Genomic DNA, 26,369 nt, shown 5'->3' with positions numbered 1-26,369 from the left:
GGGCTGCGCTTCGCACTGTTCACACGGCTCACGGGGGACAACGACATGTCATGCAATCACCGCTCGGCGGAAGAGATGCCCGACCGGCGGCTGCTGCTGCGGCTGGCCGGGGGCGGCCTCGCGCTGGCGGCGTTGGGGGCGGGAGCCGCCGGCTGTCGTGAGGAGGAGACGGCCGACGGAGGGGACTTGGCAGACCGGGCAAGCCGCGCCCCGTCCACGGGGGCCGCCGAGGACGGGGCGGGGCCCAAGGCATTGTGGACGGAGTCGACCTCGGCGCAGACGTACGGGGACAACGACGAACTCGTGGCCGCGGACGGCGTGGTCATCGCGACGGGGGAGCCACTCGCCGCCCTCGACGCGGAGACCGGCGAGGAGCGGTGGTCGCTCGCGGACGCCGCCATACCCGGCGCGCCGCTCCTGCTCGGCAACGGCACCCTCTACCTGGCCAGCGGCAAGTACGACGGAAGCGTGGCCGGGTACGACCCGGCCACGGGCAAGGAGACCTGGCGCAGCCGCCTGGGAACGGAGTACCGGCAGCCGAGGCCGGTCGCGGTGGACCGGGAGCAGGTCTACGTCATCGCCGAGATACTGGAGGACGACGGCTCGTCCCACACCAACGTGATCGCCGCCCTGAACGGCACCACGGGCAAGGTGGCGTGGAAGGAGCAGCGGGACCTCGGCACTCAGCAGAACGGAGTGCGCGCCGCCGTACAGGGCCGCTACCTCGTCTACACGGACTACAAGAAGAACCTCACGGTCCGCGACACCGCCACGGGCCGCCAGGTGTGGACGCGGAAGACGACGCGGACGAACTGGGACTCCTTCGCCGTCCACCAGAAGCTGGTGATCGTCCCGCAGGGGCGGAAGCTGCAGGCCTTCAACCTTTCCGACGGCAGCGAGAAGTGGTCGTTGGAGACCGAGAAGTACGGTTCCTTCCAGGCACCGGCCGTCCTGGAGGACGAGTTGTACGTCGCGGACGGCGGCAAGACGCTCTGGGCCGTTGAGCCGCAGACCGGCAAGGAGATCTGGCGGAGCACGGCCCTGGCGGACGCGGGGGTCCGGGAGCCGCAGCAGTTCGTCAAGGCGGGTGGCACCCTCTACGGCGCCACCCGTCTCGACAAGCGGGGCGGCGTGCACGCCGTCGACGCGAAGAGCGGTGACCTGCTCTGGACGTTCAATGACGAGTCCGGCGACTATCACGCGTGGCTGGTGGCCACCGACGGCAAGCACGTCTTCGCCCTGCACGGCAAGAACCTGCACGCCTTGCCGGCCTAGTTCCGCATCAGACGACGCCCGCCCGGTCGACGACGGCACGTGGTCACCGGTCGCCGGCAGGGCGGGATCGCCGGATGAGGTGGCGGCGGATCATGCTGTCCCGTTCCTGGTGGGTGGCACGGTCGTGACGGTCGAGGGTGAAGTCGCTCAGGGCGGTGAATCGGCCTCACATCGGCTGCTTGCGTCCGGGGTGGTGGTCGTGGAACACCGGGCCGAAGCGGTCAGGGGGCAGGCGGGGGCGGCCGTGCGTGCTGCTCGGCTGCTCGTCGGACGGCTGGATGGCCAACGCGGTCGCCGCCTGGCTCGAACGGCAGGTCCACGCACCGGAGGCGGTGGTGCTCCCGACACGCATACATCCACGGCCCCGTTCGGAACCCGCTCGGAGGGGGGCGCCGAGGCGGCGGGCGGCCGGCAGGACGTGTTCGAGCTGATGACGGGAGCGCAACGGGGTGGGGAAGGAGGGGCGGGCGCGCGGAGTGTGGAGGCTGGTGCCCGCGGTGGCCCCTGCCGCACGAGGGAACCGACGTCCCTCCACGGACGTGCGCTCGGTCGACAGCACGTGCCGTGCGGTCAGGGCCGGCCGACGCCCGGAGCGCGGGGAACTACTCCTGAACAGTGGGGCGTTGCGCGCGAGCGCGACAGTGGCACGCACGCGTACGAGCGAGTACGGACACCCACAGCGGGACGGACGATCAGCACGGCCCTCTTGAGCACTCCGGACGGAGATACGGGCCACAGGGCCGTTTGACGTGGTGATACGGGGTATTCGGATGCACACGTAGTCAGGCAGGTGCCTACCGAGGACCGCCGCTGTCACCAGGCAGCCGGGGCAGGCAGGCAGCAAGGGACGGTGGCGGGGATGCGCGCGGGAGGGAACGGTCATGCTCCAGTGGAAGGCCACTGGCCAGTGGGCCGCCGGGCGGCGTTACCGTGGCCGGCGGCAGGAGCCGGGGCCCATCTGTCGCATCATGCGGAGTGGGCGTCCCAGCCCGCGTCATGGTGTATCCGGCTCGCCGCGGTGTCGCAGAAGGCCTCCAGGCCGGCCAGCAGGGCGCTCCGTTTGGCTGCGGGCATCTGTTCCAGAACCGCTCGCAGTTCCCGCTCCCTTCGCTCGCGCAGGTCGTCGAGGAAGGCGCGGCCCCGCTCACTGAGATACAGGCGTACTTCGCGTCGGCTGGTGGCGCTGACGGCGCGTTCGACGAAGCCGGAGGCCTGTAGCCGGTCGCACAGTCGGCTGGTCGACGGCGGCGTGGAGGCGAGGGAGTCGGCGAGCGTGCGCAGGTTGATGCCCTCATGGTGTTCGAGGATGAACAGCACGCGCAACTGGGACGCCGAAGCGGGCGCCGTCGAGGCCCTGCCCCAGAGCACTTCCAGCAACTCCGCGGCCGTGGAGGTCACCCGGGCGACCTCGTCGGGCTGTGGGCGGGGACGGGAAGCAGTCACGGTCACACTCTCGCAGGCGCTGGTACGCATGTCAGCGTACTAGGCGCGCGAAGCTGGGCGAAGACCACTCGGACGACCGGGACAGCCGGCGAACGAGCCAGGTACCGAGAGCGAGGCCCGTACGGGCCCGGCAGAAGATTGGTGTTTCTATCCTCGTGAACAGATTCGTAGCCGCTGAGCGCGCTCTGCGTACGGCGGCGCCGCATCAGTTGCTCGACGCCGTTCGACGCGTGCTGGCCGAACACTACGGGGCGCAGTCGGTGGAACTGCTGATGGCCGACTATGGGTTGACCGTACTGCAGCCGGTGTCCGTGCTGCCGCACACCATGGAGCCCATCTCGGTGCACAGCAGTGCCGCCGGTCGGGCCTTCGGCGCCCAGGAGCCCTTCGTCGAGCGGGCCGGAGACGGCATGGCTCGGCTGCACCTGCCCGTCACGGTGCGCGGTGACCGACTCGGCGTGCTGTCGGTGACGTTGCCCGACGGTGATCAGGCGGCAACGGTTCTGGCCGAGCTGGGGGACGTCGCCCAAGTACTCGCGCACGAGGTCGTCGTCGCGGAGCGCGACACGGACGTGTACACGCAGGCGCGGCGCAGGGACCGATTGACGCTCGCCGCGGAGATGCAGTGGCAGTTGCTGCCCGGCCGCTCCTGCGCCCGGCCGGAGTACGAGCTGGGTGCCCAACTGGAGCCCGCGTACGCCATTTTTGGTGACAACTTCGACTGGTCCGCCACCGCGGACCACCTGATGCTCTACGTCACCAACGGAATGGGGGAGGGCACAGAGGCCTCCGTGCTGACGAACCTGGCCATCAGCGCCCTGCGCAACGCACGGCGGGCCGGGCTCCCCCTGGCCGACCAGGCTGTTCTCGCCGACCAGGCGCTCTACGCCCACTACCGGGGCCAGTGCTACCTGTCGGTGCTGATGCTCGACTTCGAACTGGCCACCGGGCGGGTATCCGTGGTGGACGCCGGCTCGCCGCGGATGCTGCGGCTGCGGGACGGCGTGGTCGATCGCGTCGAACTCGAAGCGCAGTTGCCCCTGGGTATGTTCGACGAGACCGACTACGTGTCACAGGAGCTGTACGCCGAGCCCGGTGATCGGCTGATCTTCGTCAGCGACGGTGTCTACGGGACGGCCTCCCCGCGGGGGGAGGCGTACGGAGACGCGGCGCTGGCCCGGGCCATCCAGGCCACACGCCTGCTGCCCGCGGCCGAGGTACCGCGTGCCGTCCTGAGGGAACTGGCCGACCACCGCGGCCGGTCGGCCTCGGACGACGATGCTCTGGTGGTCTGCCTGGACTGGCTGGGGCGTTGAGTGCGGGCAGGGCGTGCGGCTCCCGTCATCCATCCGGCGCGCTCGGCACGGCGTCCGCACGGTTCGGTCGGCAGGAGGATGTGCGCAGAATGTGAATCTTGGCGCTCTCGCAGCTGCCGAGCGACCTCACAACTCCCGGAAACCAAGGGATAGTCGTCCTTTGCCAGGCTGTACCGACGGCCACGGGAGAGTTCGGTGGTTGCACAGAACCACCGTGCTGGGGGACTGTTGTCTTTCGACATCTTTTCTTCGCTGAGTGAGGTGAGGGTCCACGCGAAGGGGCCCCGTTCCATGACTTCTTCCCCGGCCCGCCACCGCACCGGTGCCGCCAGCGCGGTGAGCGCTGCCACCGCCCCCTACCCGGTGGTGGTCATAGGCGCGGACGGGTACGTCGCTGAACTCAACGACGCCGCCTCGGTGCTCTTGCCGACCGCGCGTCCCGGTCGGCGGCTGCGGTCCCCTTCGTGGCTCGCCACCGCCACCGGGAGGGCCGCTCGTCCTGTCTCGGTGAGCGGCGCGGTGGGCAAGCGGTTCTTCTCCGCGCATCCGTCCGTCCTGACGGCCGGGGCAGTCGCCTGGTGGTTCGTGGACGAGACCGAACACCAGTCGCTCCTGGTCGAACTCGCAGCGGAACGCGAGCGCACACAGTTCCTGAACCAGGCCTCCACCGCGCTGTTGGCCTCCCTGAACCTGGACCGCTGCATGGAGGTCACGGCGCGCCTGGCCACCGAGTATCTGGCGGACGCCGCGCTGGTCATCGCCCCCAGTGCGACCAACAAGCTGCCGATGGTCGTCTGTGACCAACGCGGTCGGCTCTCTTACGGCACTGTCGCGGGACCGCCGGACAGCGTGCCGGGACTCACCGAGGCGCTGCGGGGCTTCCCGCCTGTCCCCTCGCAGTGGATAGACCCGGCTGCTGCTCCGCGGTGGCTCGTACCCGAGGGATTCGGAGAAGTCGGATCACTGGCCATCACGCCGCTTCCTGGCCACGGAGTGCCGGCGGGTGCGCTGATACTGCTGCGCCGGGTGCGAAAGGTCGCCTTCACGGAAGGGGAAGAGGTGGTGGCGAGGCTCTTCGCCGCCCGGGCCGGCGCGGCGATGTCCGCGGCCCGTCTCTACGCGGAGCAGAACACGATCTCCGACACCCTCATGCGTGAACTGCTGCCGCCCACCCTGCGACAGGTGGAGGGAGTGCAGTTCGCGGGCGCTTACCGTCCGAGCAAGGACACAGAACGCGTCGGCGGTGACTTCTACGACGTGCACCCGCCCGGCGATGACTTCCCCGAGACCCTCGCCGTACTCGGAGACGTGGCAGGCAAGGGGCTGGAAGCCGCAGTACTCACGGGCAAGATCCGCAACACCCTGCACGCTCTGCTCCCCATGGCCGACGACCACACCAGGATGCTGCGCTTGCTGAACAACGCGATGCGCACCAGCCATCACACGCGCTTCGCGACCCTGGTGCTGGCCTCCGTCCGCCGGGAGGAACGCGATGTGGTGCTGCGCGTCACCGCGGCCGGCCACCCCGCACCGTTGATCATGCGAAGTGACGGGTCAGTGGAGGAGGCCGACACCAACGGAACCCTGATCGGCGTCCTGCCCGCCGTCACGGCCCGCACCGCACACGTACGGCTAGCACCCGGGGAGACCTGCCTGCTGTTCACCGACGGTGTCACCGAAGCCAAGGGCGGCCCCCTGGGTGACACCATGTTCGGCGAGCAACGCCTGCGGCGCGCGGCGGCGGAGTGCGTCGGCATGCCGGCCACGGCGATCGTGGAGCGGATCCAGATGATCACCGCGCAGTGGCTCGACGCCGGTCGTCACGACGACATCGCCGTCATGGCCATCACCGCCCCGCGCGGCAGCCACCTCAGTGCCGTGGACGGAACGACACGGGGCAGGTATACGGCATGAGCACCCGCGCCTTCCGCATCGACGACGCATCGGGCCCGCGCGACGACGGCGCCCGCCTGCTCACCCCGGCTCGTGGCGACGAGCGAGCCCTGCAATGGGTGGACGAACTGTGGACGGCCGTCCGCGCCGGAGACGAGTTCTCGGCCGTCGACGTCGTCCACGAAGCGCTCGACGCGGGACTCCGGCCGGAGACCTTGCTGCTGGACGTCATCGGCGCCGTCCAGCGCAAGGTCGGCATCGAATGGGCCGCGAACCGGATGAGCGTGGCCGACGAGCACGCGGCCACCGCCATCAATGACCGTGTCATCGCCTGCCTGCCAATACGGCGCCCCACCGCGCCGCGCGGACGTGTCACGGTCGCCTGCGTGGACCAGGAATGGCACGCCCTGCCGGCGCGGCTGGTGGCCGAGACACTGCGACTTCGGGGCTGGCAGGTCGAATACCTCGGCGCCCAGGTGCCGACCGCCCACCTGATCGGCCACCTGCACCGCACCGGGCCGGACGCGGTCTGCCTGTCCAGTTCCCTGCCCACCCGCCTGCCAGCCGCTCACAGCGCGATCACCGCTGTCCAGGCCGTCGGTACCCCTGTCATGGTCGGCGGCCTCGCCTTCGGCGCCGACGGCCGCTACGCCCGCCTGCTGGGGGCCGACGCCTGGTCGCCCGACGCTCGCGCGGCCGCGGACAGACTCGCCACCGGCCCTCTGCTCCGGCCGCCCCCCGCCCATCAGACGATCGACGACCTGCCGCATCTGGACGACCAGGAATACACGATGGTCGCCAAGACATCCACCCGTCTCGTACGCGACGCCTTCCTCGGCCTGGAACAGCGTCTTCCGGCAATGCGTGACTACACCGACGAGCAACGCGAGCGCACTGCCGAGGACCTCGCGCACATCGTGCACTTCCTGGCCGCGGCCCTGTACGTCGACGCATCGGAGATCCTCACCGACTTCCTCACCTGGACAGCGGAGGTACTCGCCGCCCGAGGCGTTCCCGCGCAGTGCCTCCTGCCCGGCTTGGAACTGCTGGCAAGGCAATTGCGCGACTTTCCGCGTGCCCGCCGCTTCATCGACGCCGGGCGCGACGCCCTCGCCGCCTCCCATTGACCCCGAAACGTTGGACGAACACCGTGACCACCTCACCGGACGAAGACCCCACTGCCGCTTCGCCCTCCGTCACCGGTCCGCACACCGTGCGCCTGGCCCTCGACGGCGACCTGGATTACGACACCTGCGGTGAACTGCTCCGCCGGGTGCGGCTGGCCCTTGACGAGCGTGCGGACGTCGAGGATCTCCGACTGGACTGCAGGGAGCTGGGAGTGGTGGATTCCATGGGTTTGTCGACGCTCCTGCAGATCCACCGTTCCGCCTGCCGGGACGGCATCGGCTTCCACTTGGACAACATAGGCCCGGCACTCAAGCGACTGCTCGAACTCACGGGTACCTACGACTATTTGGTCAGCCCCCAGCGCACGGCGGCTCCCGCCGACGAATGACCGGCAAAGGCTCGCTCACCCTCTGCTCGCTTCGGGGGGCGGTCGCGGGTCCCTTCCCACTCACGCGGTCGTGCTTGCGTTCCGGGTGTTCGCTGTTCGCTGTTCCAACCGGCTCCGTGTTCCACCCAGTAATTCCTGCAAGCGGTTCTGATCGGTGAGCGGTCCGACTCCCCGGCTGAGAGCGACAGGGAACGGGGACGCCGCCGCGCCTGGGGCGAGCGCCGTGGATGACGGGCTGGTCGTTCGGCGGGCACTCTCCCAAGAGCGACGACCTCGCCACATCTGCAGGTGGCTGAGGAGTGCACGATACGGAAGCGGGGCCTCGGTCGTGCTTCCCCGCTCTACCGGCTGCCGGACGGTCGATGACCGGGTCGATGACCGCTCCTGTCCTCCGGGCTGGGCACTCCCCGCGACCGGCGCTGAGTACGTTCGGCCGGGCGCGGCGCGGTCATGGGCCAGGGGTCCGGCAGAAGGGGTGTGCGAGGTCCAGCCCGTGAGCTTGCCTCGCGCATGGTCCCGCGACCCGGGGGCAACCGACAGACACCTCTCACGTTCAGGAGTCCCACATGATGATCGTCGGGATCGTCGCAGTGTGTGTCGTCCTCGCTCTTCTGGCCTTCCTCTTGCCGCGTCTGTCCCGCCATCCGCAACGCGGTGCTCAACGCTCACTCGGTTTCGGGTCACGGGCCGGCGGGAAGGCCCCCGGCATCCTTGGACGAGCGCTCAGCAAGCCGTTTCGCAGCAGCTCCAGGGCTGTCGGCCGCAGCGGGTCGGCCGGCCGGCGAGCCCGTGGCCGCATGCCTTTCTGACCGCCGACGTGGTCCGTGGTGAGCACGCCAGGAGACGGTATGCACTCGGACGATGCCCTGCGCGCCGTCGCTCACAAGGGCGGCGAATCCCACCCCCGGCTCGTACTCACCGCCATCGGCGCTGATGTTCGTTCTCGCGTTGCGCAGGAAAGGGCAGTGCGGAGATGCCCAACTATCCGCATTAATAAGTGTGTTGATGGGTATTCGGGGCATTCGGCCCAATAGGTCGGCGTGACGAGGCGGCGGCTGGTACTTGTTGAGGAGATGGGGATTCACATGCGTCACAGGGTGACGAAGGCCGGAGCGGTCGTGGTTGCCGCGGCGATGGGGAGCGTCGTCCTTGCGGGTTGTGGTGACGGCAGCGGTTCGCAGGCCGACGGGGGCGGCGCGACACCGAGCGCGAGCAGAGGCGCCGAGGCCCAGGAGCAGGGCACGACGCAGGTCCGGGCCGCTTACGAGAGGACAGCCGAAGCCGAATCCGCCCGGATGACGATCAAGATGGATGTGGCCGCGGCGGGCAAGAGGATCACGTCCGACGGCGAGGGCGTCCTCGACCTGGCCGAGGGCGACAGCGTCATGACCATTACCGCGCAGGACAGGACCATCGAGCAACGCGTGGTCGACCAGGTTCTCTACCAGCAGGTGTCGGGCCAGAAGTCTCCGGGCGGCAAGCCCTGGATCAAGATCGACCTGGAGAAGGTCGCCGCACAGCAGGGCCTGGGCGATCAGCAGATCGGCGACCCGGCCCGTACCGCCGCCTACGCCAAGGCCATCACGGACCAGGACGTCACCAAGGTCGGCACCGAGAAGGTCGGTGGAGTCGACACCACGCACTACAAGGTCTCTGTGGACGTCTCCAAGCTGCCGGGCGGCGAACGGATGAGCCAGCAACTCGGCTCGACGCTGCCGATGCAGATCTGGCTCGACGACGAAGGCCGGCTGCGCCGCCAGCAGATCGACATGACCGTCAAGGCCCCGGCCTCCGCCTCTGCCAAGCCGGAGGGCAGCGCTTCGGCGCAGCAGCTGAAGATGAGTACGGTGATGCAGTTTTCGGACTTCGGCGTCGAGGTCAATGCCGAGGCCCCGCCGGCCGACCAGGTCGCCGACATGACCGACAAGGCCTTGCAGGGCAGCCGGCAGTCGAGCTGACCGGCACGCACCGGGGCGAGGCCCTGCGGTACCGGCGTCCAGCGGCTGCACGTGTCGTAGGGGGCCGGTGTCGCAGCCGATGGCGGCCGGGGCGGTGCCCCCGTAGAGGACGATCTCGTTGATTCGTCCCGATGCGTGGCTCGCAAGAGTGCGCACCTTGCCGGGGGCTCTCGTCGTCACAGTTGACGCCCCGGACGCCGTGGCTGCCCGCGTGCGGAGTCTGGGGCACGGAACGCCGGGCAGTCCCGATCCTGTCGGTGACCAGCGTCCTGTCCGCGTGGACACGGACTGACGTCGCGTATCCACGCGGCCACCTCGAGAAGCCGAGAGGGAAGGCGTCCGCAAGGCCGTTGTGCGGCGCCGGTGGTGGGCGGAGGCCAGACCGAGACACCCTGCTCGGAGCGTGCGGGCGTCCAGGCGGATGCGGAGAGTGGCGGCGGAGTCTTCGACGCGGCTCAGCTGGATACGCGGCTCCTCGATCTGGCGGCCGAGGCCCGTTCGGTCCGAGAGTCACGCCGTCGGCGTCGGCCACCCCGCCGGCGCACCGCGTGCAAGCCGTCGCTCACCATGTAGACCGCGCTGCTTCCCTCCCGCATCCGCCCGTGCACGCTGGCGCCGTGGCGGGTCGGCCCGAACACGAGCGCAGCGCCGCCCCCGGCGGCGCCGTAGTGCAGGTCCGGCCAGACGGATGACGGAAAGGCATCGGGCGCCCGAGCCCTGCGGAGGTTCACTCTCCCGGGGTCTGGAGCTCCGATCAGTGTGCGTGCATCAGTGTGCGTACATCAGGCGCGTACAGAGAAACCGAAGAGCACCTGGCGGGAACACCGTTTCCGCCGGGTCCACGAGGTGGGGCACTGCCCTGGCTTCGACTCGGGTCACTGGATCGCGGGGCGCCGGTCACCATGCGCTGATGACCGGCACACCGGGTTCGTGGTGCCGCCAGGCCTCATTGAGGCGCGCGAGCCGCTCCGCGGCGGCGATGCCGCGCAGCGACGCGATCTTGCCGTCACCGATCTCGAAGGCCACGGCGCCCACGACCCGGTCGCCGACCACGGCCAAGACGGCCGGAGAGCCGTTGACCAGCGCGAAGTGCATCGTGGGGGAGCCGCCGGCCAGCCGCCGCTTCGCCGGAGTGGCCTTGAACCCGGCCCGTACGAACGAGGCGACACGCTCGCGCGTCGTGTACCGCAGCAGCCGCCTGGCCAGTCCGGCACCGTCCGAGACCGCGGTCGCGTCGGCGGTGAGCATCGCCACCAGCCGTTCGGTACGCCCCGACGTGGCCGCGGCGAGGAACTCCTCGACGATCCGGCGCGCGGACGCGGGGTCCACCTCGTGGCCGCCCCGGCGCTCGGCGGTGACCCGCCGTCGGGCCCGGTGGACGTGCTGCTGGCTCGCGGACTCGGTGATGTCGAGGATCTCGGCGATCTCGGCGTGGGGGTACGAGAAGGCCTCGCGCAGGACGTAGGCGGCCCGCTCGACCGGCGAGAGGCGCTCCATGAGGGTCAGGACGGCCAAGGACACCGATTCGCGCTGCTCGAAGGTGTCGGCGGGGCCGAGCATCGGGTCGCCCTCCAGAAGTAGCTCGGGCAGCCAGTCTCCGGCAGCGCGCTCGTGGCGCGTCTGTGCCGAACGGAGCCGGTCGAGGCAGAGGTTGGTGACGACCTTGGTCAGCCACGCCTCCGGTACCTCGATGCGTTCACGGTCTGCGCCTTGCCAGCGCAGGAACGCGTCCTGCACCGTGTCCTCGGCGTCGGCGGCCGAGCCGAGCAGACGGTACGCGAGCGAGGCCAGCCGGCCCCGGCTGGCCTCGAACCGATCGATGGCTGCGCTGTCCATGCGGAGGAGCTTATGCGGCGACCCTCGCACCGGCACGGTCAGGTGCGGTGGCCAGGCGGCGCTTGCGCTTCGGCATGCCGAAGGTCGGGTGGGCGATACCCCACCCGGCCCCCCTGAGCACGCCCGACTTGAGCCGCGCGGCGGTCCGGCCGCCCAGGTACCAGGTCTTCGACCGGGCGTCCCCGTCCACCATCTGGAAGATCGCGTCCCGCCGTCCGAGGCTGATGTGGTTGCCGTAGTACTTCATGCCGGTGTTCGGTACTTCGCCGCCCGTCAGGCGCGCGATGATCGCGGCGGTCGCCTGCATGTTGGTGAGGCCGGCCGAGGCGCAGGACATCGGCAACGGCCGGCCGTTGTCCCCTATCGCGTAGGCGCAGTCACCGGCGGCGTAGACGTCCGGGTGCGAGACCGAGCGCATGGTGCGATCGACGACGATCTGGCCGCTTTCGGCGACCTCCAGGCCGCTGGCCGCCGCGATGGGGTGCACGGCGAACCCGGCCGTCCACACGGTCACGTCGGCCGGGAGGGACGAACCGTCCGCCGCGATCACCCGCGTCGGCTCGACGGCTTCGACGGCGGTGTGCTCGTGGACCGTGACGCCGAGCCGGTCGAAGGCCTGGCGCAGGTGGCGGCGGGCCTTCGGGGAGAGCCAGGTGCCCAGCTCGTCGCGGGCGGCGAGGGCGACCGAGAGGTCGGGCCGCGACTCGGCGAACTCGGTGGCGGTCTCGATACCGGTCAGTCCCTCACCGACGACCAGCACGGTGCCGCCCTCGCCCAGGCCGGCCAGGCGCTCGCGCAGTCGCAGCGCCGAGGACAGGCCGGTCACATCGAAGGCGTACTCGGCCACGCCGGGGACCCCATGGGGGGCCACGGAGCTGCCGAGCGCGTAGAGAAGTGTGTCGTACGCCAGCTCGTCGTCGCCGTCCTCGCCGGTCACGGCGACGGTCCTGCGCTCGGGGTCGACGCCGGTGACGCGCGCCAGGCGGAGCCGGACCCCGGTGCCCGCGAAGACGTCGGCGAGCTTGCGCCATGCGAGGTCCTGACCGATCGCGAGCTGGTGGAGCCGCATCCGCTCAACGAAGTCCGGAACGGCGTTGACGACGGTGATCTCGGTGTCGGCGGGGGACAGCCGGCGGGCCAGGTTTCCGGCGGCGAAGGCCCCGGCGTATCCGGCGCCCAGTACGACGATGCGGTGCTTCATGGTGATGCTCCTGTCTGGATCGCGTGCCCCTTGAACGAGACGGCGCGCCGGTTGCTGACAGGAGCCGGGTGTGACGTGAGTCACTAAACTGGGTGAGCGGCGCAGCCTTCGACGACACTTGGAAATTGTCATGGGCAGACAGAACGGGGCGATGGCCAAATCCAGGCGGCTGCTCGTAGCTGCCGAAACGACTGACCTGTGCCGCCGAACCGCAAGCGTGTGCCGATGAGAATCCAGCGGTGCGGGCCCGTTCGCTCGCATTCCTGGCGGAGGATGTCGAGAAGGCGCCACCGGCTACGTCCCAGGGGTACCGGCGTCCGCGGCGGCTGAGGAGGAAGGCAGGAGTCAGCATGGCGATTCAGCGGATGGACAACGTCGGCATCGTGGTCGAGGACCTGGATGCCGCCGTCGCGTTCTTCGTGGAACTCGGTATGGAGCTGGAGGGCCGGGCGGAAGTCGGGGGCCCGGTCGCTGACCAGTGCACCGGACTGGACGGCGTCCGCTGCGACATCGCGATGCTCCGGACCCCTGACAGGCACAGCCGACTCGAGCTGGCGAAGTACCGCAGCCCCGCGGCGATCAGCGCCGCGCCGCGCAATCAGCCGCACAACGTCCTGGGTACGCACCGCGTCATGTTCGCCGTCGACGACATCGAGAACACGGTTGCCCGCCTGCACGCCTACGGCGCGGAACTCGTCGGCGAGCTGGCGCAGTACGAGGACAGCTATCGACTCTGCTACGTCCGCGGGCCGGAGGGCATCATCGTCGGACTGGCCGAGCAGCTCGGCTGAGCACCCGCGAACGCCGAGTCCTCCTCGGGCCGGGACTGCTCGAGGGCGTAGCGGACGACGTCGATGTCCTCATCCCCGGAGACGGATCCGCTTTGCGCACTCAAGAAGCTCCCGGCATGCGGGATTGGCGATCAGCAACCGCCGACCGACAGCCGGGACCGTCATCCACTCCGGTCACGGCGTCCAAGGCGAATTCAACCGGCCGTCGCGACATCTGGATCACAGAGGTCTTTGCCGTTGGCCCGCTACGTCATGGCGGCGAGACGTGACCGCGGAAGCGGCTCCCGCCGGGTGTGACCGCCCCTGATGCGCCCGACCCATTGATCGACTACATGCCGTGAGCGGACCTGGACGCGTCGTGCGTGTCGGGCCTGTTCGCCGCGGCGCTGCGCGGCCGATCCGCGGAGATGACGAAACTCTTACGGGCACGCCGCCACAGCTGACACACGGGTGCCCCACGGTATGCACTCTCAACAGCCGAATACTTGATCTTTCGATGGAGTGAACATGAGAGGGATACGTTCCATGGTCACGGCGGCTCTGGGCCTGGCCGCCTTCCTTGGCGTTCCTGCAGCCGCGTCGGCGGCCACGACGACCGACGTGCCCGAGACGTTGCGGATCTCCGACGGCCCCTACGCGGGCTTCCAGCTCTGCGGCCGTCAGCCGCAGCCGACGTTCAGCACGGCCAATACTTTCGGACCACTGTTCGCGGCCTCGGTCAAGGGCTTGGACCCCCAGCCCGACCTGGGCGGGACGCTGGAACTCGCGCGCCTGGGCGAACAGCCTTTCCAGACCATCGCGGTCAGTACGGGACCGCTCGGCCACGGGTGGGACGTCCAGTTCCCCACCAGCACCTTCACCCCAGGTGACTACCGGTGGCGGATTCGCGCCGAGGGCCCGCACGGCCCATCCGCCTGGTCCGCGTGGTGCACGTTCTCCGTGACCGGCCCGACGGCCGCCCCCACGCGCTTCACCTACAGCCCTGATGGCGGCGCACACTGCTTGGACGTGAGCGGCGCCGCCAAGGAGAACGCCACGCCGGTGCAGTTGTGGGACTGCAACGGCTCCCTGGGACAGATCTGGGAGACCACACCCGAGGGCACCTTGACGAATCCGAACTCCGGCAAGTGCTTGGACGTGGCCGACGGGGCGACCGCCAACGGCTCCAAGGTGCAGATCTACACGTGCAACGGCACTGGCGCCCAGCAGTGGCGCTACGGCCAGCTAGCCCCGACCGCTTTCACCAACCCGCCGTCCGGCAAGTGCCTGGACGTGCCCTATGCGGACTTCGCCAATGCGATACGGGTCCAGATTCACGAATGCAACGGCACCGGCGCCCAGTCCTGGCAGCAGTTCATCCCCGCCTGACCCGACGACCTGACGGTGGCCGCCGCCCTCCCGAGAGCAAGCCCGGCTCCGAGCAGTTCCCCAACGTCCAGGACCCGGCGGAGCGCTTGGGCGTCGGCCTTCCGTCAGATCCTGCTCGTCTGTTGCGCTAGGACATCCGTCGTGGGTTCGTTCTACGCCGCGTCCGCCGACTGCAAGGACGGGGAGGCCGGGGCCGGTGTCTCGACAACGGCACTGGAGATCCGGGGTCGTGAGGTGCTCTCGGGTCCTGTGGGGCGGTTCGGGGGCTCTTCGGGAAGGCAGGAGAAGAGTCCCAGGAGAACGGCGAGCGCGGCCGCGCCTGCCAGGATGCGCCCGAGGCGGCGTATTCGCCCGCGTGTGTCGAGGTGACGCCATGGGCGTTCGGACAGTGCGTCGTCGCAGTACCAGATGTCGCCCACGTGGCCGCTTCTCTCCGGATGTCCGGTCCGCCTCCAAGCTGATGGCTCTCGCGGTGCGGACCGGGCGATGGCTTCCTCGTTGTCCGTGAGGAATCGTGTCCACACCGAATCGGGGGTGGGGTTCGGCACTGTCGCTCACTTCCGGGGAGTCGGTGTGTCATGGCCGGCACGGCGCGGCTCGTCCGGTGGACAGGTGTCTGCCTCGAGGCGGACGAAGGGGATCGTGCGCCCGGCCTCGCGCAGGGCCGACTCGGAGCCGTCGGCGGGCAGTCCCAGGTATGCGCACAGGCGACGAGCGGTGCGGGGGTGGCGCCGGCCGTAGCCCGTCATGATGTCGGCGCCTTCGTCCGAAGTGAGGAAACGGGCGGTGACGGCGTGGTGGCGGTTGCCGAACTGTACGACCGTCTTCGGCTGGGCACGCAGGTTGCGATACCAGTCGGAGCGCGGACCGAAACCGGAAGCGACCGTCCAGCAGCGATACGGCGCCTTGTACTCCACGACTTCGAGAACCACCCGGCGGTCGCTTCCGCTGACCCGGCCCACATGGTGCAACAGCAGGAACCGTCTGCCGAGTAGCGGCCCCAGGCCGGCCCTGAACAGGAGGATGGGCGCGCGAGCGGCCAGCCGGCGCCAGCCGGCGGGGACGCGTGGTCTGGCGGGGTCCGCTTCGTCAGGTGTCATGCTCGCCTTCCAGAGGGTGGGCGGTGTCCACTCCCCGCTTCGACGGGGCGGAAGACCCAAGGACGATCACTTCGGCAGGCAAAATTTTGCACAGTCTAAATGAAGTGTCCCGGTAGAAAAGACCCATGATGGAGCGCGAGTCCCGCGAGGGGACCATGGAGGATGTCGATGCCGTCACGCGGGAGGTTCTGACCGCCTCCCGTCTGCTGGTGGCGGTCTCCGCCCGTTCCCTGTCCGCCGTCGAGGACCGGGCCACGCTGCCGCAGTTCCGGATGCTGGTCGTCCTGTCCACCCTGGGCGCCACCAAACTCGTCGCTCTCGCCGACCTCCTCCGCGTCGCCCCCTCGACGGCCATGCGCATGGTGGACCGGCTCGTCGCCGCCGGGCTGGTGGACCGCCAGGTCAATCCCGACAACCGGCGGGAGACCCTGCTGCGGCTCACGGCGGAGGGACACCGTACGGTCGAGGAGGTCACCGCCCGGCGGCGCACGGAGATCGCCGTCATCGTCGAACGTCTGAGCCCGGAGAGGCGGCGGGCGCTCATCGACGCCCTGGCCGCCTTCAACGAGGCGGGCGCGGAGCCCTCCGCCCCGGCCGGGGACACCCGGCCGTCCCCTCTCGGCTGGGAATGACGACACCGTACTCTGTTTTGCACAGTGCAATGAACCGAAGGAGCGGGTCCCGTGCCCGTTGCGGGCGTGAGGGGGCCCACGTATGAGCAGACGGCGCCGGGTCCCGTCCGAGGACGGGTCTCGCACGGCGGCTCACGTGCGCGCCATGGTCTGGGGGGCGGCGGAGTACACGGGCCTGCCGCCTCGGTGGTTGATCGGTGAGGGTCTCTTCGCCGGAATCCTTGGATCAGCGCTGATCGTGGGCGCCGGGGTCTTCGGCGCGTGGACCGGCGAGTCCGCCTTCGCCGCCGGCGAGGTGGGCTTGGTGTGCGCGCTGGGCCTTGTCCTCTACCTGCTCCTGGTCCGCGCCGGCCGGGCCATGGTGGGGATCGTCGCCGTCCTTGCCGTGGGCCTCGCACTGCACACGCCTCAGACCGCCGCCGGAGTGGTCCTCACGGCCCGGGGGCAGGAACGGCCCGTGGTCGTGACATCCGTCCAGGCGAGTGAGAGGGCGTCCGGGGCCCGGGGCCGTTATTTCTGCTCGGTGGAAAGCCGGGGCGGAGCGCCCTCCACAGCCCGGATCTGGCGGGGGTGCACCCAGACCACCCGCCCAGGAGATGCGCTGGCGCTCGTCTACGACCCGAAAGGGCTCGTACCTCCGCGTGGGCTCGAGGGCGCGACGGGCATCGTGGAGGCGCTGAGGGGCCTGGCCGGCTGGGCCGTCGGGCTGGTCATCGCCTGCGCCATCGCGGTGGTCCGATCCTTTCGCCTGCTCGACCGCCCGGTCGCCTCCGACTCCGATCGTTCTGGTGGCCGGAGTCCGACTCGTGCGCATCGTCGGGGGACGGGGGGCAGCGGGGGGCGACGACTTCGACGAGAGGACCGCTCTGAGGGGCCCGCTCCGACATGACGCGCTCGGGTCACGCGACTGGTCGAGCGTCTCTGTGCTGACCGGTCCACTCCGGGGTACCTGTCCACCTGATCATCGGCGAACTGACGAACGGGCAGGTGAATGAACGGATGGAGCGGTACGTACAGCCGGCCGACTGGATCGAGGCGGTGGCCTGGTTCAGTCTCGCCGTGGCCTTCGCCAGTGCGCTCGTCATCCTGGCCGACATCGTTCTCGGCGGCCACCGCCAGAAGATGTGGATCATGAATCTGGTGTATCCGGTCACCGCCCTGTACTGGGGGCCGGTCGCCCTGTGGTTCTACTTCACGCGCGGTCGGCGTACCTCGAGGCCGGTGGTCGAGGAGGAGGGCATGCCCGACTCCGACAAGCTGCCCCAGTGGAACGTGCAGTCGAAGGCCATCAGCCACTGCGGTGCAGGATGCACTCTCGGCGACATCGGGGCCGAGTGGCTCGTGTACGCGGCCTCACTCACGCTCGCCGGCAAGGCCCTCTACGCCGACTTCGCCCTGGACTTCGCCTTCGCCTGGACCCTGGGCATTCTCTTCCAATACTTCACCATCGTCCCCATGCGCAACATCGGTCGGCTCAAGGGCGTCTGGGCAGCCGTGAAGGCTGACACCCTGTCCATCATTGCGTTTCAGATCGGCCTCTTCCTCGGCATGTGGCTGTATCAGGAGGTCATCTTCTCGCCCGGCCTGCTGAAGACCAGTGCTGCCTACTGGATGCTGATGCAACTGTCCATGATCCTCGGCTTCTTCACGGCGTGGCCGGTCAATGCCTGGCTCGTGCGGATCGGCTGGAAGGAGAAGATGTGAACCGGGTCACGGGCTTGCCGTGCGAGGGCCAGCGGTAACAACCCGGTGCGGACAAGGCGAGGTGCTGCTTGTCCGTTGCCGGGCTCCGGCAACGGACAACGCTCGTTCCTGCTGCACTTCGCCCATGGACGTCCGGTGAAGGAGTCCGGGAGCATCAGGTGGTCGGGTACCGGGGAAGTAGATGGAAGCCCCCAACCAGACCGCTACCAGCGCTGACAGGGGGAGGGCAAGGGATGCTCCGACGCGGGCAGGCCAAGGGGCGGTTCGTTTCCGGTAGCCGCACGCAGCGCGCCACGGGTGAGTCCGGCACCGGGAGTGGTCTTTGGGCATGCCCGGAGCCTCCGGGGGAGGAACACGGAAGGGGCGCTCCCGTTGTCGTTCACACGCCCACCGTTCCGGAGGGCGGCCGTGCCATGTCCGTGCAGGGCAGAGCGGTTGGTGTGGCGCATCGTGCCCAAGACGTCATCCTGCTGGTGCGTCGGCACGGTGTGGAGCTGGATCGCGAAGACCTGGACCGCAGTCCGCTCGTCGAGTGGCGGGGAGGCGACTCTGCGGCTTGGGGGCTGCAGGGAAGCGTTTCGTCCTGAGCCCGATTCGGTTGGTCACGGAAGGTGCGCGCGCCTTCGTCCGGTTCACGGCCCGCCCGGTGCGGTACCGCCTCCTGGAACGCGACACCAGGCCGCGAGCCGCGCCGGACAGGACAAGGTGGCTGGCAGCACGCAGTCAGGCACCATGACGAGCACGTAGACCAAGTAAACGGCGAACGCCACGGTTCCGACTCCGGTACCCACGAACTCCCTCCCTCCACTGCCACGGCACCGGTCAAGATCGTCGTTGCCGGCACCAGTGGTCGCCCGACCATCACCACCGACGTCCTCGTCCACCTCAAGCAGCCACCCTCCACCCCGGACCGTCACACCGGGTCGACCGTGGTCGCAGGCCGGGCGCAAGCACTGAAGGCCGGCTGATCGCTCGCGAGCACAGCAGGCTACGGTGGACGGTCGCTGCCCGGCCAGGCACCTGTCAGGGACGCGTAAGAATCGTGTAAAGTCCGTCGCGGAGTGCCGGGAAGACTGGTCGGCGATCAGGGAACAGATGTCTTCGCCGATCGGAGTTGGTCTTCGTGGTACTCGTCGCGGTCTTCGGCGCCGCATTGCTCATCGCGGTTCTTCTCTCCGGACTCGCGGCCCGGACCGTACTGTCCACCTCCTTCCTGTTCCTGGTCGGCGGCGCGCTCGTCAGCGACGGCTTCTTCGGCCTGATCCACATCTCACCGGACAGCGACATCGTCGCGGTCACCGCCGACCTGGCGCTGTTCGCGGTGCTGTTCACCGACGGCATGCACGTGTCCTTCCCGAAGCTTCGGAAGAACTGGAAGAACCCGGCCCGCGCCCTCGGCCTCGGCATGCCGCTCGCCTTCGTCGGCATGGCACTGATCACCCACTACCTGGTCGGGTTGGACTGGACGACTTCCTTCCTCGTGGGCGCCGTTCTGGCGCCCACGGACCCGGTATTCGCCTCGGCGATCGTGGGCCGCAAGGAAGTGCCGGCCAAACTGCGGCAGTTGCTGAACGTGGAGAGCGGCATCAACGACGGGCTCGCCCTGCCATTGGTGCTCGTCCTCATCGCAGCCGCCGGCCCGACCAGTGGCCACGCGGAGTCCGCTCTCGGAAAGATCGCCCTCGAGCTCGTGCTGGGGCTCGCTTTCGGCGTAGTGCTGCCCCTGTTGGTGAACGGGCTCGTACGGTTCCGGCTGCTGGGGGCGGAGCCCAAACTGCAGCCACTGCTGCCGCTGGCCACCGGCATCATCCTGTACGCCGCCTGCCACCTGACCCACGCCAACCCCTACCTGGCCGCCTTCTCCGCAGGTGCCGTTCTCACCGCCGTGTCCCCGGAGGCGAAGACGGCCTTCGAACCGCTGGGCGAAGCGCTCGCAGAGCTGGCCAAGTTCGCCGCACTGCTCGTTTTCGGTGCCCTGTTGACGCCCCAGCTCTTCGCCGACCTGTCCTGGCCCGGGTACGTGGTGGTGATTCTGGCGATCCTGCTGGTGCGGCCCGCCTCGATGCTGATCTCGCTCGTCGGCACGCAATTCGACCGACGGGAGAAGCTGGTGGCCGCGTGGTTCGGCCCCAAGGGTTTCGCGTCCGTGGTCTACGGGCTTCTCGTGCTTCAGGCCGGTATCCCGCAGGGGGACCAGGCGTACACGCTCATCGCCGTCTGCATCGCCTTCTCGATCATCGCTCACAGCAGCACCGACGTGCCCATTGCACGGCTCTTCGATGTCGAGGACCTGGCCGGCATCCCCGAGCCGGCGACCAGCGTGCAGAAGCGAGACCCGAGCCAGGAAGAGGGCCGTGCCCGCCAGTCGTGACCACGGCGAGCGCCGGCCGGGACGAGGTGCTGCGGGACCGCTGCTGGGCGTCGGCGCACTGGTCACGATCGCCGGGAGCGCGATGTATGTGCTGCCCGGACCTGGGCTTCGGCTCTTGGCCACGAGCGCGGTGCTCCTGCCCGGCGCGGTCGGCCTGCGGCTCCTCAGCCGGAGGCGGAGGTGACCGGGCCGTCCTCGGAAGCGTACGTGTGGCGTGCGGGGTGGCTCGGTCGCGTGGCGACTGCGGGGTGGTGTGTGCTGTTCGTGGAGTTCGTCGGGCGTCCCTCCGGCGGGGCGCTTGCTGATCCGCGGCCCGGCGCGGTGTTCTTCGCGGTGTGGACGTCGCTGGTGGCGGGGTGGCTGTGCTGCCGGGTGGGACTGTGGCGCCTCACCGCGGACCGCGACGGGGTCCACATCCGCAGAATGTGGACCGTGACGTTCCTGCCCTGGTCGAAGATCGAGCGAGTGGAACCGCGGCGCGACGGACTGCTCGAGTTCGTGGGGACGACGCAGGCTCCGCCGGCGGGTCTGTTCCCTCCGCCATGGGCCGGCAGGCTGGCCCGTCGTAGTAGGGGAGCCGGGGTCCGAGCGGCACAGGCGCTGACCGAGATGGCACGACACGTCGACGCACGCCCGCAGGTCCGGGCAGGGCGGGCCACCATCGGATCGGCGTTCGCTTCACGGGTGATGCCGCTGGCAGCCGTCTTGTTCATCGCAGCGGAGTACGTCCACCGCTGATCAGCCACCTGGAGGAGAGTTGTGGGCGCCTACGTGAAGTGCGGATACCTGACCGGCTTCAGCGCGCTCCGGTAGCCCTTCGCAGTCGCGCAGGGCCGCGCCGCCCGTCCCCGCGGCTGCGCCACCGCGGCCCATACGGTGCTCGGCGCAGCGGGTCCGGCCCTGTACGGGGTGTTGGTCGTCGACCGCGTTCCCCGTTGACCGACGCCGCACCGGAACCCTGACGACGTGTCCTGCGTGGCGATTGCCCTGACCGTGATCTACAGCGCTCCGCTCGTCGTCTACGCGGTCAGGGCGTCCGCGGCCTCGCGCACGGGATGCGAGCGACATGGATCAGTCGCACCCCGGCGGCTCACTGGGTAGGCCGTCACGGGGCCGGTCACGGTTGTTCAGGCGATCGCGCCGCACCGAGCCGCCTGCATGGCGCAGTGGCGTTGCGCGTCGCCTGCCTCTCACATGATCAGCGCGGCCGAGACGGCGAGAACGACCAGGAGGATCAGCACAGGGCCCAGGGGCAAGCCGTGCTCGCGCAGAGGGCTGGATTCGGTGGGGCGCAGCTGCGGGTGGTCGGGCAGGGTGGTGACCTCGTCGGTCATGCGGACGTACACAGGGCGTAGCTTCAGACGTCGTTCGAGCCGTGTCCCATGCCAGTCAGGCGTCAGGTGTCACCGGCTCTGCGGCGGCCGCGTTGATCACCGACTTCGCGCAGTTGCCCACCCACGAGCGCAACACTGTGCGTCTCGCCATCCGGCTGGCCGGCACCCCCTGCTCGGCACCCGTCGGCGCGGAAGGCCACTTCGCCCGGCAGTCCGCCGCCCACCTGCGCGCGGCCGGCGCCCGTCACCCGGCGGACCGTGCGCTGGGCGAGCTGGTCAACGAGTACGCCGCGCACGACCCGGACTTCGTCGCCGGTTGGCGCAGCCATGACGTGCACCCCCGGTCGACGCTGCGTAAACGCCTGCATCATCCCCCACTCGGCGAGCTGGAACTGGACCGTCAAACCCTGCTCATGCCCGGCACCAGCCTGCGGCTGGTGCTCTACACCGCAGATCCCGGCAGCCCGAGCGCCACCGCACTGGCCAAGCCGGGCCCTCCCGACGCGACATCGTGACCGTTGGCCCAGGCCTGACGGGACGGCAGAGATCCCTGTCCACGAGCGCTCGGGAACCCAGTCCAGCGGCTGGCAGACCTCACCTCGGCGGCGGGTGCCCCCCCAGAGAGCGCCGGATCGGTCTGGATACCCTGCCGGGCTACCGCTCAACTGGTCGGCTGGAGCACTCAGTCACACTTCAGCCGGCCAGGTCACCGGGAACGCCTGCTCCCTGCCCCTCGAACGGGGGGCGGGCCATCGGTCGTGCCTGCAGCCGGATCGGGGCCGACGGCATAGCTCTGTTGGGCGCCCGGGCCCAACGGGTCTCCGGCGCCGGGACCTGCTTCCGCCAGGACCGCGGCGGAGCCCCACGAGAGATCGCGCTCTGCCGCGGGCGAGTCCGCACAGCTCGGCCGACCCGAGGGGGCCGGGATGTCGGCGTTCAACAGACCCGCCCGTACGTCCGTGGCCGCGCATACATCACCCGGCTCCAGCACGCCCGTGGCACCGCCCCCGGAGGTGCCGGTCGCCCGGCCGGCGCGCACAAGGTGCCGTGTCAAGCCGGTGCGCTGGTGGTACCCGCAGGTTGATGCGTGCCGTCGTCAGACGACCGGCCATCGTGATCAGCCGTCCAGCACGGCCAAGTCGTCGATCTCGACGAGCAGTCCCGGCGGAAGCCGCATGTGGACGGTGGTGCGGGCGGGGAAGGGGCTCGCCGACGGTCGCCGCGCACGCAGCATCACGACGTCCGGCACCCGCCGCCTGAACGACGGCGGTGACGTGGCTCAGGACCTGTGTGGCCTGCCCGGCGACCGTGGTGCCGACGACCTCGCCGGTGTTAGGGGCGAGGGGGAGCTGCCCGGGGACCTGCTGGGACGGTGCCCTTGCGGATGCCCTGGGACAGCGGGGCCGACGAGGGAGGGCGCGTTGTCGGTGGTGATGACGGCTCTGGTCATGGTGCTTCCTTGAAGGGCGCGGTCAGCTGGTTGGGGATCAGGTCCAGGCCTGTCGTTCCTGGCCGCGGGGGTCGTCGACCTGGATCCACTCGGTGTCGATGCGCATGGTGGCGCGGCGGCCGGTGTCGTACGGATCCCAGCCGGGGTCGCCGGTCCGGGCGAACCGGATCCAGGCCTTGTGGACGCGGGTGGCGAGGTCAGCGGGGGCCTGGTCGGGGCCGAGCAGGGCGTAGAGGCCGCTGAGTTCGCCCCGGTCGGTGAGGTCGAAGACGAAGGGCAGTTCGACCCCGTGGGCGGCGCCGAGTTCTCCGCCCAGGGCGCGCGAGCGCCAGGCGAACTCGTAGGCGTAGGTGGCGCACCGCGGACGGACGGCATGGGCGTCGGCCAGAGCGCGGCTGCCCACTCCGAACAGGGCGTCGGCCATGATGGCGGAGCGCAGTTCGGCGAAGGACGCCCCAGGGCGTGAGGCGCGGTAGGTCTCGACGAGCCGCGCGGGGTCGGGGTGCGAGCGCGCGGCGGTCTCGTCGACGTCGGCGGCGGTCGAGGTGGCGTACTTGCCCACCGGGACGAGGTAGAGATTCCCCTCTTCGGTGTTGGTGCCGATGAGCAGGTCGACGTCGGCGTCGCCGCCGGCGGCGACGGATACGGCGGGCTGGGTGTCCAGGACCAGGCTGAAGGGGCTGAGGCCGATCAGCGGATCGCCGTGGGTTCCGGTCCGCAGATCGATGCCCGCGAGCTTGCCGGCCGCCTCGACGAGCCGCTCGTCGGGGATGCGGGCGAATGCGTCGGCCAAGGGCTCGATGCCCAGGGCATCACCCGCGGCCTTGGTGACGCGGGCGGCCTGCTCGGGCGTGAACGCGCCCAGGCCGCTGCCGCTCTGCACGATCGCGCGGCGGAACAGCCCGGCGGCCTCGGGGGTGGCGAGGACGCCACCGACGACGGTCGCCCCGGCCGACTGGCCGAAGAGGGTGACGTTGTGCGGGTCGCCGCCGAAGGCGGCGACGTTCTCCCGCACCCAGCGCAGTGCGGCGACGACGTCGAGCAAGCCTCGGTTGGCGGGCGCCCCGGGGAGGTCGAGGAACCCGGCTATGCCGAGCCGGTAGTTGAGGGTGACGAGGACGACTCCGTCGCGGGCGAAGGCGGAGCCGTCGTACAGGGTGGCCCGCGTCGATCCGGCGACGAAGCCGCCACCGTGGACGAAGACCATGACCGGCAGGTCGTGGGCCCCGGTGGCGGGCGTGAAGACGTTGACGGTGAGGTAGTCCTCGCCGCGGCTCCAGCCGGTGCCGAAGTAGGGGGTCATGTCGATGTCGCCGAGCCTGCGTTCCGCCTGCGGGGCGGTGGGTCCCGGCACGGTGGCGTCCCGTACGCCGTGCCACGGTTCGTGCGGGCGCGGTGGGGCGAACCGGTCGGCGCCGCGGGGCGGGGCGGCGTACGGAATGTTCTGGAAGGTGAGGGTGCGACCCCGGCGCAGGCCGCGAACGGGGCCCTGCGCGGTGGTCACGACGGGGTCGGGGTACTGGTTCATCTCGTGTGTCCTTCTTGCCTTTCCTGCCGCGGGCCTCAGACCTGCTCTGTGTACGGGGAGAAGGGCGCCCAGCCCTTGACAGCGAACTGGCCGCCCGCACGAACGACTTCGGCGGCACCGTGGCCGCCGAGGTGTGCGGGGAAGACGAGGGCGTGGCTGTCGGCAGCCGAGCCCAGGAGCCTGTGGCGGGTGGCGCGGGCTTCGGCGGGGTCCTCGCAGAAGCAACTGTTGGCGTCGGGCTCGTGGATCTGGATGGGGCTGTGTATCAGGTCGCCGACGAACAGCGCGCGGTCGGAGCCGGACTCCAGCCGCAGCACCGATGAGCCGGGGGTGTGGCCGGGTGCGAGGTCGAGGCGCAGGTTGGAGTCGATGCGGTGGCTGTCCTCCCACAGCCGGGTGAGGCCGGCCTCGTGCACGGGGGCGACGCTGTCCTCGAAGACGTTCTGATTGCCGCGGCCGAGCAGGGTCTTGTTCTCGTTGGCGGGGTTCCAGTAGTCGAAGTCGGCCTTCGCCATGAGGTAGGTGGCGTTGGGGAACGTCGGTACCCAGGTCCGGCCGTCGAGGTAGGTGTTCCAGCCGACGTGGTCGATGTGCAGGTGGGTGTTGATCACGATGTCGACGTCCTCGGGGCGCACCCCGGCGCGGGCGAGGTTGCCCAGGAAGTCGGTGTCCAGGCGGCTCCACACCGGCGCGTACGGCCGGTCCTTGTGGTTGCCGACGCCGGTGTCGACCAGGATGGTTCTGCCCTCGCTGCGCAGGACCCAGGTCTGGATCGCGGTGTTGACGATGCGGGTCTCGGCGTCCAGGAAGTCCGGAACCAGCCAGGACCGGTGTGTGTCCCAGGCCTGGGCCGGGCTGTCCGGGACGAACGCCTCGGGCGTCATGCCGACGGGGCCGTAGTACTCCCGGACTCGGGTCACGGTGACGTCGCCCAGGGCGATGGTGTCCACGATTCTCTCCAGTTCGATCGGTTACGCGTGCTCAGGCCGCAGGCGCGGGCTGGACACGGATGAACATCCGCTCATGACGGGTACGGGGCGCTGCGCCCCTGCCGGTGCCGTGCACCGGTGGTGCCGTGACTGTGGGGCGCGGCGTCCTCTGCTTCAGGACGGTCCCGCAGCCGAGGCTGATTGCGGGCATCGGACCGCGGGGTCCTCGCCGGTGGAGACGGGCCGTCCGGTACGCGTCCGTTCGTGGACGACCCTGCTCAGCCATGGTGCGTCTTGCCGGGCGCGGCGCGGTATGCGTCACGTGACTGCACCTGGGCAGAGCGGTCCCAGCGCTGATGCGGGACGCAACGCGAAAATCGGAGGAGCCGTGCGTCGATCCGGGTCTGGGCGAGCGCGGGAACAGCTGCGGTTCGTGACCGGCCGGCACAAGCTCGCTCAGGAGGCGACTGCCCGTCCCCTGGGCTGGGCAGTGAGGAGACCTGGCCGCCCGTGGACGGAGCCATGGTGTTGTCGGCGGCCGGTGCGGGCGGGGCCAAGGCTTGAGTGAGTCCGGTCAAGGTGAGGCCGAGGCGGTCGATGTGGAGCAGTAGGCGTCGTTGTGGCGACGGTCGTGCGTTGCGTACACGTTGTTCGCCGGAGAGCAGGGACGGCGCTCTGGTGACCTTGGGGCGTGCCGAGCGGGGACAGTGTCCGGCTGACGACT

At 69.9% G+C, this 26,369-nt stretch carries 23 protein-coding genes; 14 read left to right on the top strand and 9 right to left on the bottom strand.

The window, feature by feature from the left end; all coding sequences use genetic code 11:
* Positions 1-45: 45 nt before the first annotated feature.
* Positions 46-1,275: a BamB-related PQQ repeat family beta-propellar protein gene (locus tag M6G08_RS25670; protein ID WP_272589512.1), complete on the top strand. Its 1,230-nt coding sequence runs from the start codon at positions 46-48 to the stop codon at positions 1,273-1,275.
* 166 nt (positions 1,276-1,441) lie between these two features.
* Here the strand turns inward: M6G08_RS25670 and M6G08_RS25665 are convergent, their stop codons facing one another.
* Both M6G08_RS25665 and M6G08_RS25660 read right to left on the bottom strand, forming a co-directional pair.
* The gene (locus M6G08_RS25665; protein ID WP_272589511.1) at positions 1,442-1,627 is read right to left on the bottom strand and encodes a hypothetical protein; all 186 of its coding nucleotides are present in this window, start codon (positions 1,625-1,627) and stop codon (positions 1,442-1,444) included.
* A 614-nt stretch (positions 1,628-2,241) separates the two neighbouring features.
* Positions 2,242-2,724: a MarR family winged helix-turn-helix transcriptional regulator gene (locus M6G08_RS25660; RefSeq protein WP_272591427.1), complete on the bottom strand. Its 483-nt coding sequence runs from the start codon at positions 2,722-2,724 to the stop codon at positions 2,242-2,244.
* A 149-nt stretch (positions 2,725-2,873) separates the two neighbouring features.
* Here M6G08_RS25660 and M6G08_RS25655 point away from each other — a divergent pair, with 149 nt between their 5' ends.
* From M6G08_RS25655 to M6G08_RS25630, 6 genes are all read left to right on the top strand, one after another.
* A complete protein-coding gene (locus M6G08_RS25655) occupies positions 2,874-4,034 on the top strand; it encodes a PP2C family protein-serine/threonine phosphatase (RefSeq protein WP_272589510.1) in 1,161 nt (386 codons plus the stop codon).
* 291 nt (positions 4,035-4,325) lie between these two features.
* Complete coding sequence (locus M6G08_RS25650) at positions 4,326-5,948, top strand: PP2C family protein-serine/threonine phosphatase (RefSeq protein WP_272589509.1); 1,623 nt, start codon at positions 4,326-4,328, stop codon at positions 5,946-5,948.
* On the top strand, positions 5,945-7,054 hold the full coding sequence (locus tag M6G08_RS25645) for a cobalamin B12-binding domain-containing protein (protein ID WP_272589508.1): 1,110 nt from the start codon (positions 5,945-5,947) through the stop codon (positions 7,052-7,054). The genes M6G08_RS25650 and M6G08_RS25645 overlap by 4 nt, the downstream gene beginning before the upstream one ends.
* A gap of 23 nt (positions 7,055-7,077) precedes the next feature.
* Positions 7,078-7,443 carry an STAS domain-containing protein gene (locus tag M6G08_RS25640; protein ID WP_272589507.1) on the top strand — a complete coding sequence of 122 codons (366 nt, stop codon included), beginning with the start codon at positions 7,078-7,080 and terminating at the stop codon, positions 7,441-7,443.
* Between the two features lie 566 nt (positions 7,444-8,009).
* Positions 8,010-8,252, top strand: coding sequence for a DUF6411 family protein (locus M6G08_RS25635; RefSeq protein WP_272589506.1), 243 nt, complete (start codon positions 8,010-8,012; stop codon positions 8,250-8,252).
* Between the two features lie 276 nt (positions 8,253-8,528).
* Entirely contained in the window at positions 8,529-9,401 is an 873-nt protein-coding gene (locus M6G08_RS25630) for an SCO4651 family lipoprotein (protein WP_272589505.1), read from the top strand.
* Positions 9,402-10,298: 897 nt separating this feature from the next.
* On the opposite strand, the gene M6G08_RS25625 is transcribed toward M6G08_RS25630, so the two are convergent.
* Together M6G08_RS25625 and M6G08_RS25620 are read right to left on the bottom strand one after the other, a co-directional pair.
* Positions 10,299-11,237, bottom strand: coding sequence for a sigma-70 family RNA polymerase sigma factor (locus M6G08_RS25625; RefSeq protein ID WP_272589504.1), 939 nt, complete (start codon positions 11,235-11,237; stop codon positions 10,299-10,301).
* A gap of 10 nt (positions 11,238-11,247) precedes the next feature.
* Positions 11,248-12,438: an NAD(P)/FAD-dependent oxidoreductase gene (locus M6G08_RS25620; protein WP_272589503.1), complete on the bottom strand. Its 1,191-nt coding sequence runs from the start codon at positions 12,436-12,438 to the stop codon at positions 11,248-11,250.
* Positions 12,439-12,788: 350 nt separating this feature from the next.
* On the opposite strand from M6G08_RS25620, the gene M6G08_RS25615 reads away from it, so the two are divergent.
* Both M6G08_RS25615 and M6G08_RS25610 read left to right on the top strand, forming a co-directional pair.
* A complete protein-coding gene (locus M6G08_RS25615; RefSeq protein WP_272589502.1) occupies positions 12,789-13,229 on the top strand; it encodes a VOC family protein in 441 nt (146 codons plus the stop codon).
* Positions 13,230-13,754: 525 nt separating this feature from the next.
* Positions 13,755-14,597, top strand: a complete 843-nt coding sequence (locus M6G08_RS25610; protein ID WP_272589501.1) for a ricin-type beta-trefoil lectin domain protein — start codon at positions 13,755-13,757, stop codon at positions 14,595-14,597.
* A 554-nt stretch (positions 14,598-15,151) separates the two neighbouring features.
* Here M6G08_RS25610 and M6G08_RS25605 read toward each other — a convergent pair.
* A complete protein-coding gene (locus tag M6G08_RS25605; RefSeq protein ID WP_272589500.1) occupies positions 15,152-15,697 on the bottom strand; it encodes a nitroreductase family deazaflavin-dependent oxidoreductase in 546 nt (181 codons plus the stop codon).
* 125 nt (positions 15,698-15,822) lie between these two features.
* Between M6G08_RS25605 and M6G08_RS25600 the strand changes: the two genes are divergently transcribed.
* From M6G08_RS25600 to M6G08_RS25585, 4 genes are all read left to right on the top strand, one after another.
* A complete protein-coding gene (locus tag M6G08_RS25600; protein ID WP_272589499.1) occupies positions 15,823-16,329 on the top strand; it encodes a MarR family winged helix-turn-helix transcriptional regulator in 507 nt (168 codons plus the stop codon).
* Positions 16,330-17,328: 999 nt separating this feature from the next.
* A complete protein-coding gene (locus M6G08_RS25595; protein ID WP_272589498.1) occupies positions 17,329-18,033 on the top strand; it encodes a DUF4396 domain-containing protein in 705 nt (234 codons plus the stop codon).
* A gap of 1,123 nt (positions 18,034-19,156) precedes the next feature.
* Positions 19,157-20,404 carry a cation:proton antiporter gene (locus tag M6G08_RS25590; protein WP_272589497.1) on the top strand — a complete coding sequence of 416 codons (1,248 nt, stop codon included), beginning with the start codon at positions 19,157-19,159 and terminating at the stop codon, positions 20,402-20,404.
* Positions 20,405-20,638: 234 nt separating this feature from the next.
* A complete protein-coding gene (locus tag M6G08_RS25585; RefSeq protein WP_272589496.1) occupies positions 20,639-21,142 on the top strand; it encodes a hypothetical protein in 504 nt (167 codons plus the stop codon).
* Between the two features lie 452 nt (positions 21,143-21,594).
* Here the strand turns inward: M6G08_RS25585 and M6G08_RS25580 are convergent, their stop codons facing one another.
* Positions 21,595-21,750 (bottom strand): hypothetical protein, encoded by a 156-nt coding sequence (locus M6G08_RS25580; RefSeq protein WP_272589495.1) that lies wholly within the window; start codon positions 21,748-21,750, stop codon positions 21,595-21,597.
* Between the two features lie 29 nt (positions 21,751-21,779).
* Between M6G08_RS25580 and M6G08_RS25575 the strand changes: the two genes are divergently transcribed.
* Positions 21,780-22,253, top strand: a complete 474-nt coding sequence (locus tag M6G08_RS25575) for an MmyB family transcriptional regulator (RefSeq protein WP_272589494.1) — start codon at positions 21,780-21,782, stop codon at positions 22,251-22,253.
* Positions 22,254-22,855: 602 nt separating this feature from the next.
* Here the strand turns inward: M6G08_RS25575 and M6G08_RS25570 are convergent.
* From M6G08_RS25570 to M6G08_RS25560, 3 genes are all read right to left on the bottom strand, one after another.
* The gene (locus M6G08_RS25570) at positions 22,856-22,987 is read right to left on the bottom strand and encodes a RidA family protein (RefSeq protein WP_272589493.1); all 132 of its coding nucleotides are present in this window, start codon (positions 22,985-22,987) and stop codon (positions 22,856-22,858) included.
* A 238-nt stretch (positions 22,988-23,225) separates the two neighbouring features.
* Positions 23,226-24,716, bottom strand: a complete 1,491-nt coding sequence (locus tag M6G08_RS25565) for a carboxylesterase/lipase family protein (protein ID WP_272589492.1) — start codon at positions 24,714-24,716, stop codon at positions 23,226-23,228.
* A gap of 35 nt (positions 24,717-24,751) precedes the next feature.
* A complete protein-coding gene (locus M6G08_RS25560) occupies positions 24,752-25,666 on the bottom strand; it encodes an MBL fold metallo-hydrolase (RefSeq protein WP_272589491.1) in 915 nt (304 codons plus the stop codon).
* Positions 25,667-26,369 lie beyond the last annotated feature (703 nt).

This window comes from Streptomyces sp. M92, from assembly GCF_028473745.1.
Classification (GTDB): domain Bacteria; phylum Actinomycetota; class Actinomycetes; order Streptomycetales; family Streptomycetaceae; genus Streptomyces.
The sequence above is the reverse complement of the archived record's forward strand: the minus strand, read 5'-3'. Positions and strand labels throughout refer to the sequence as shown.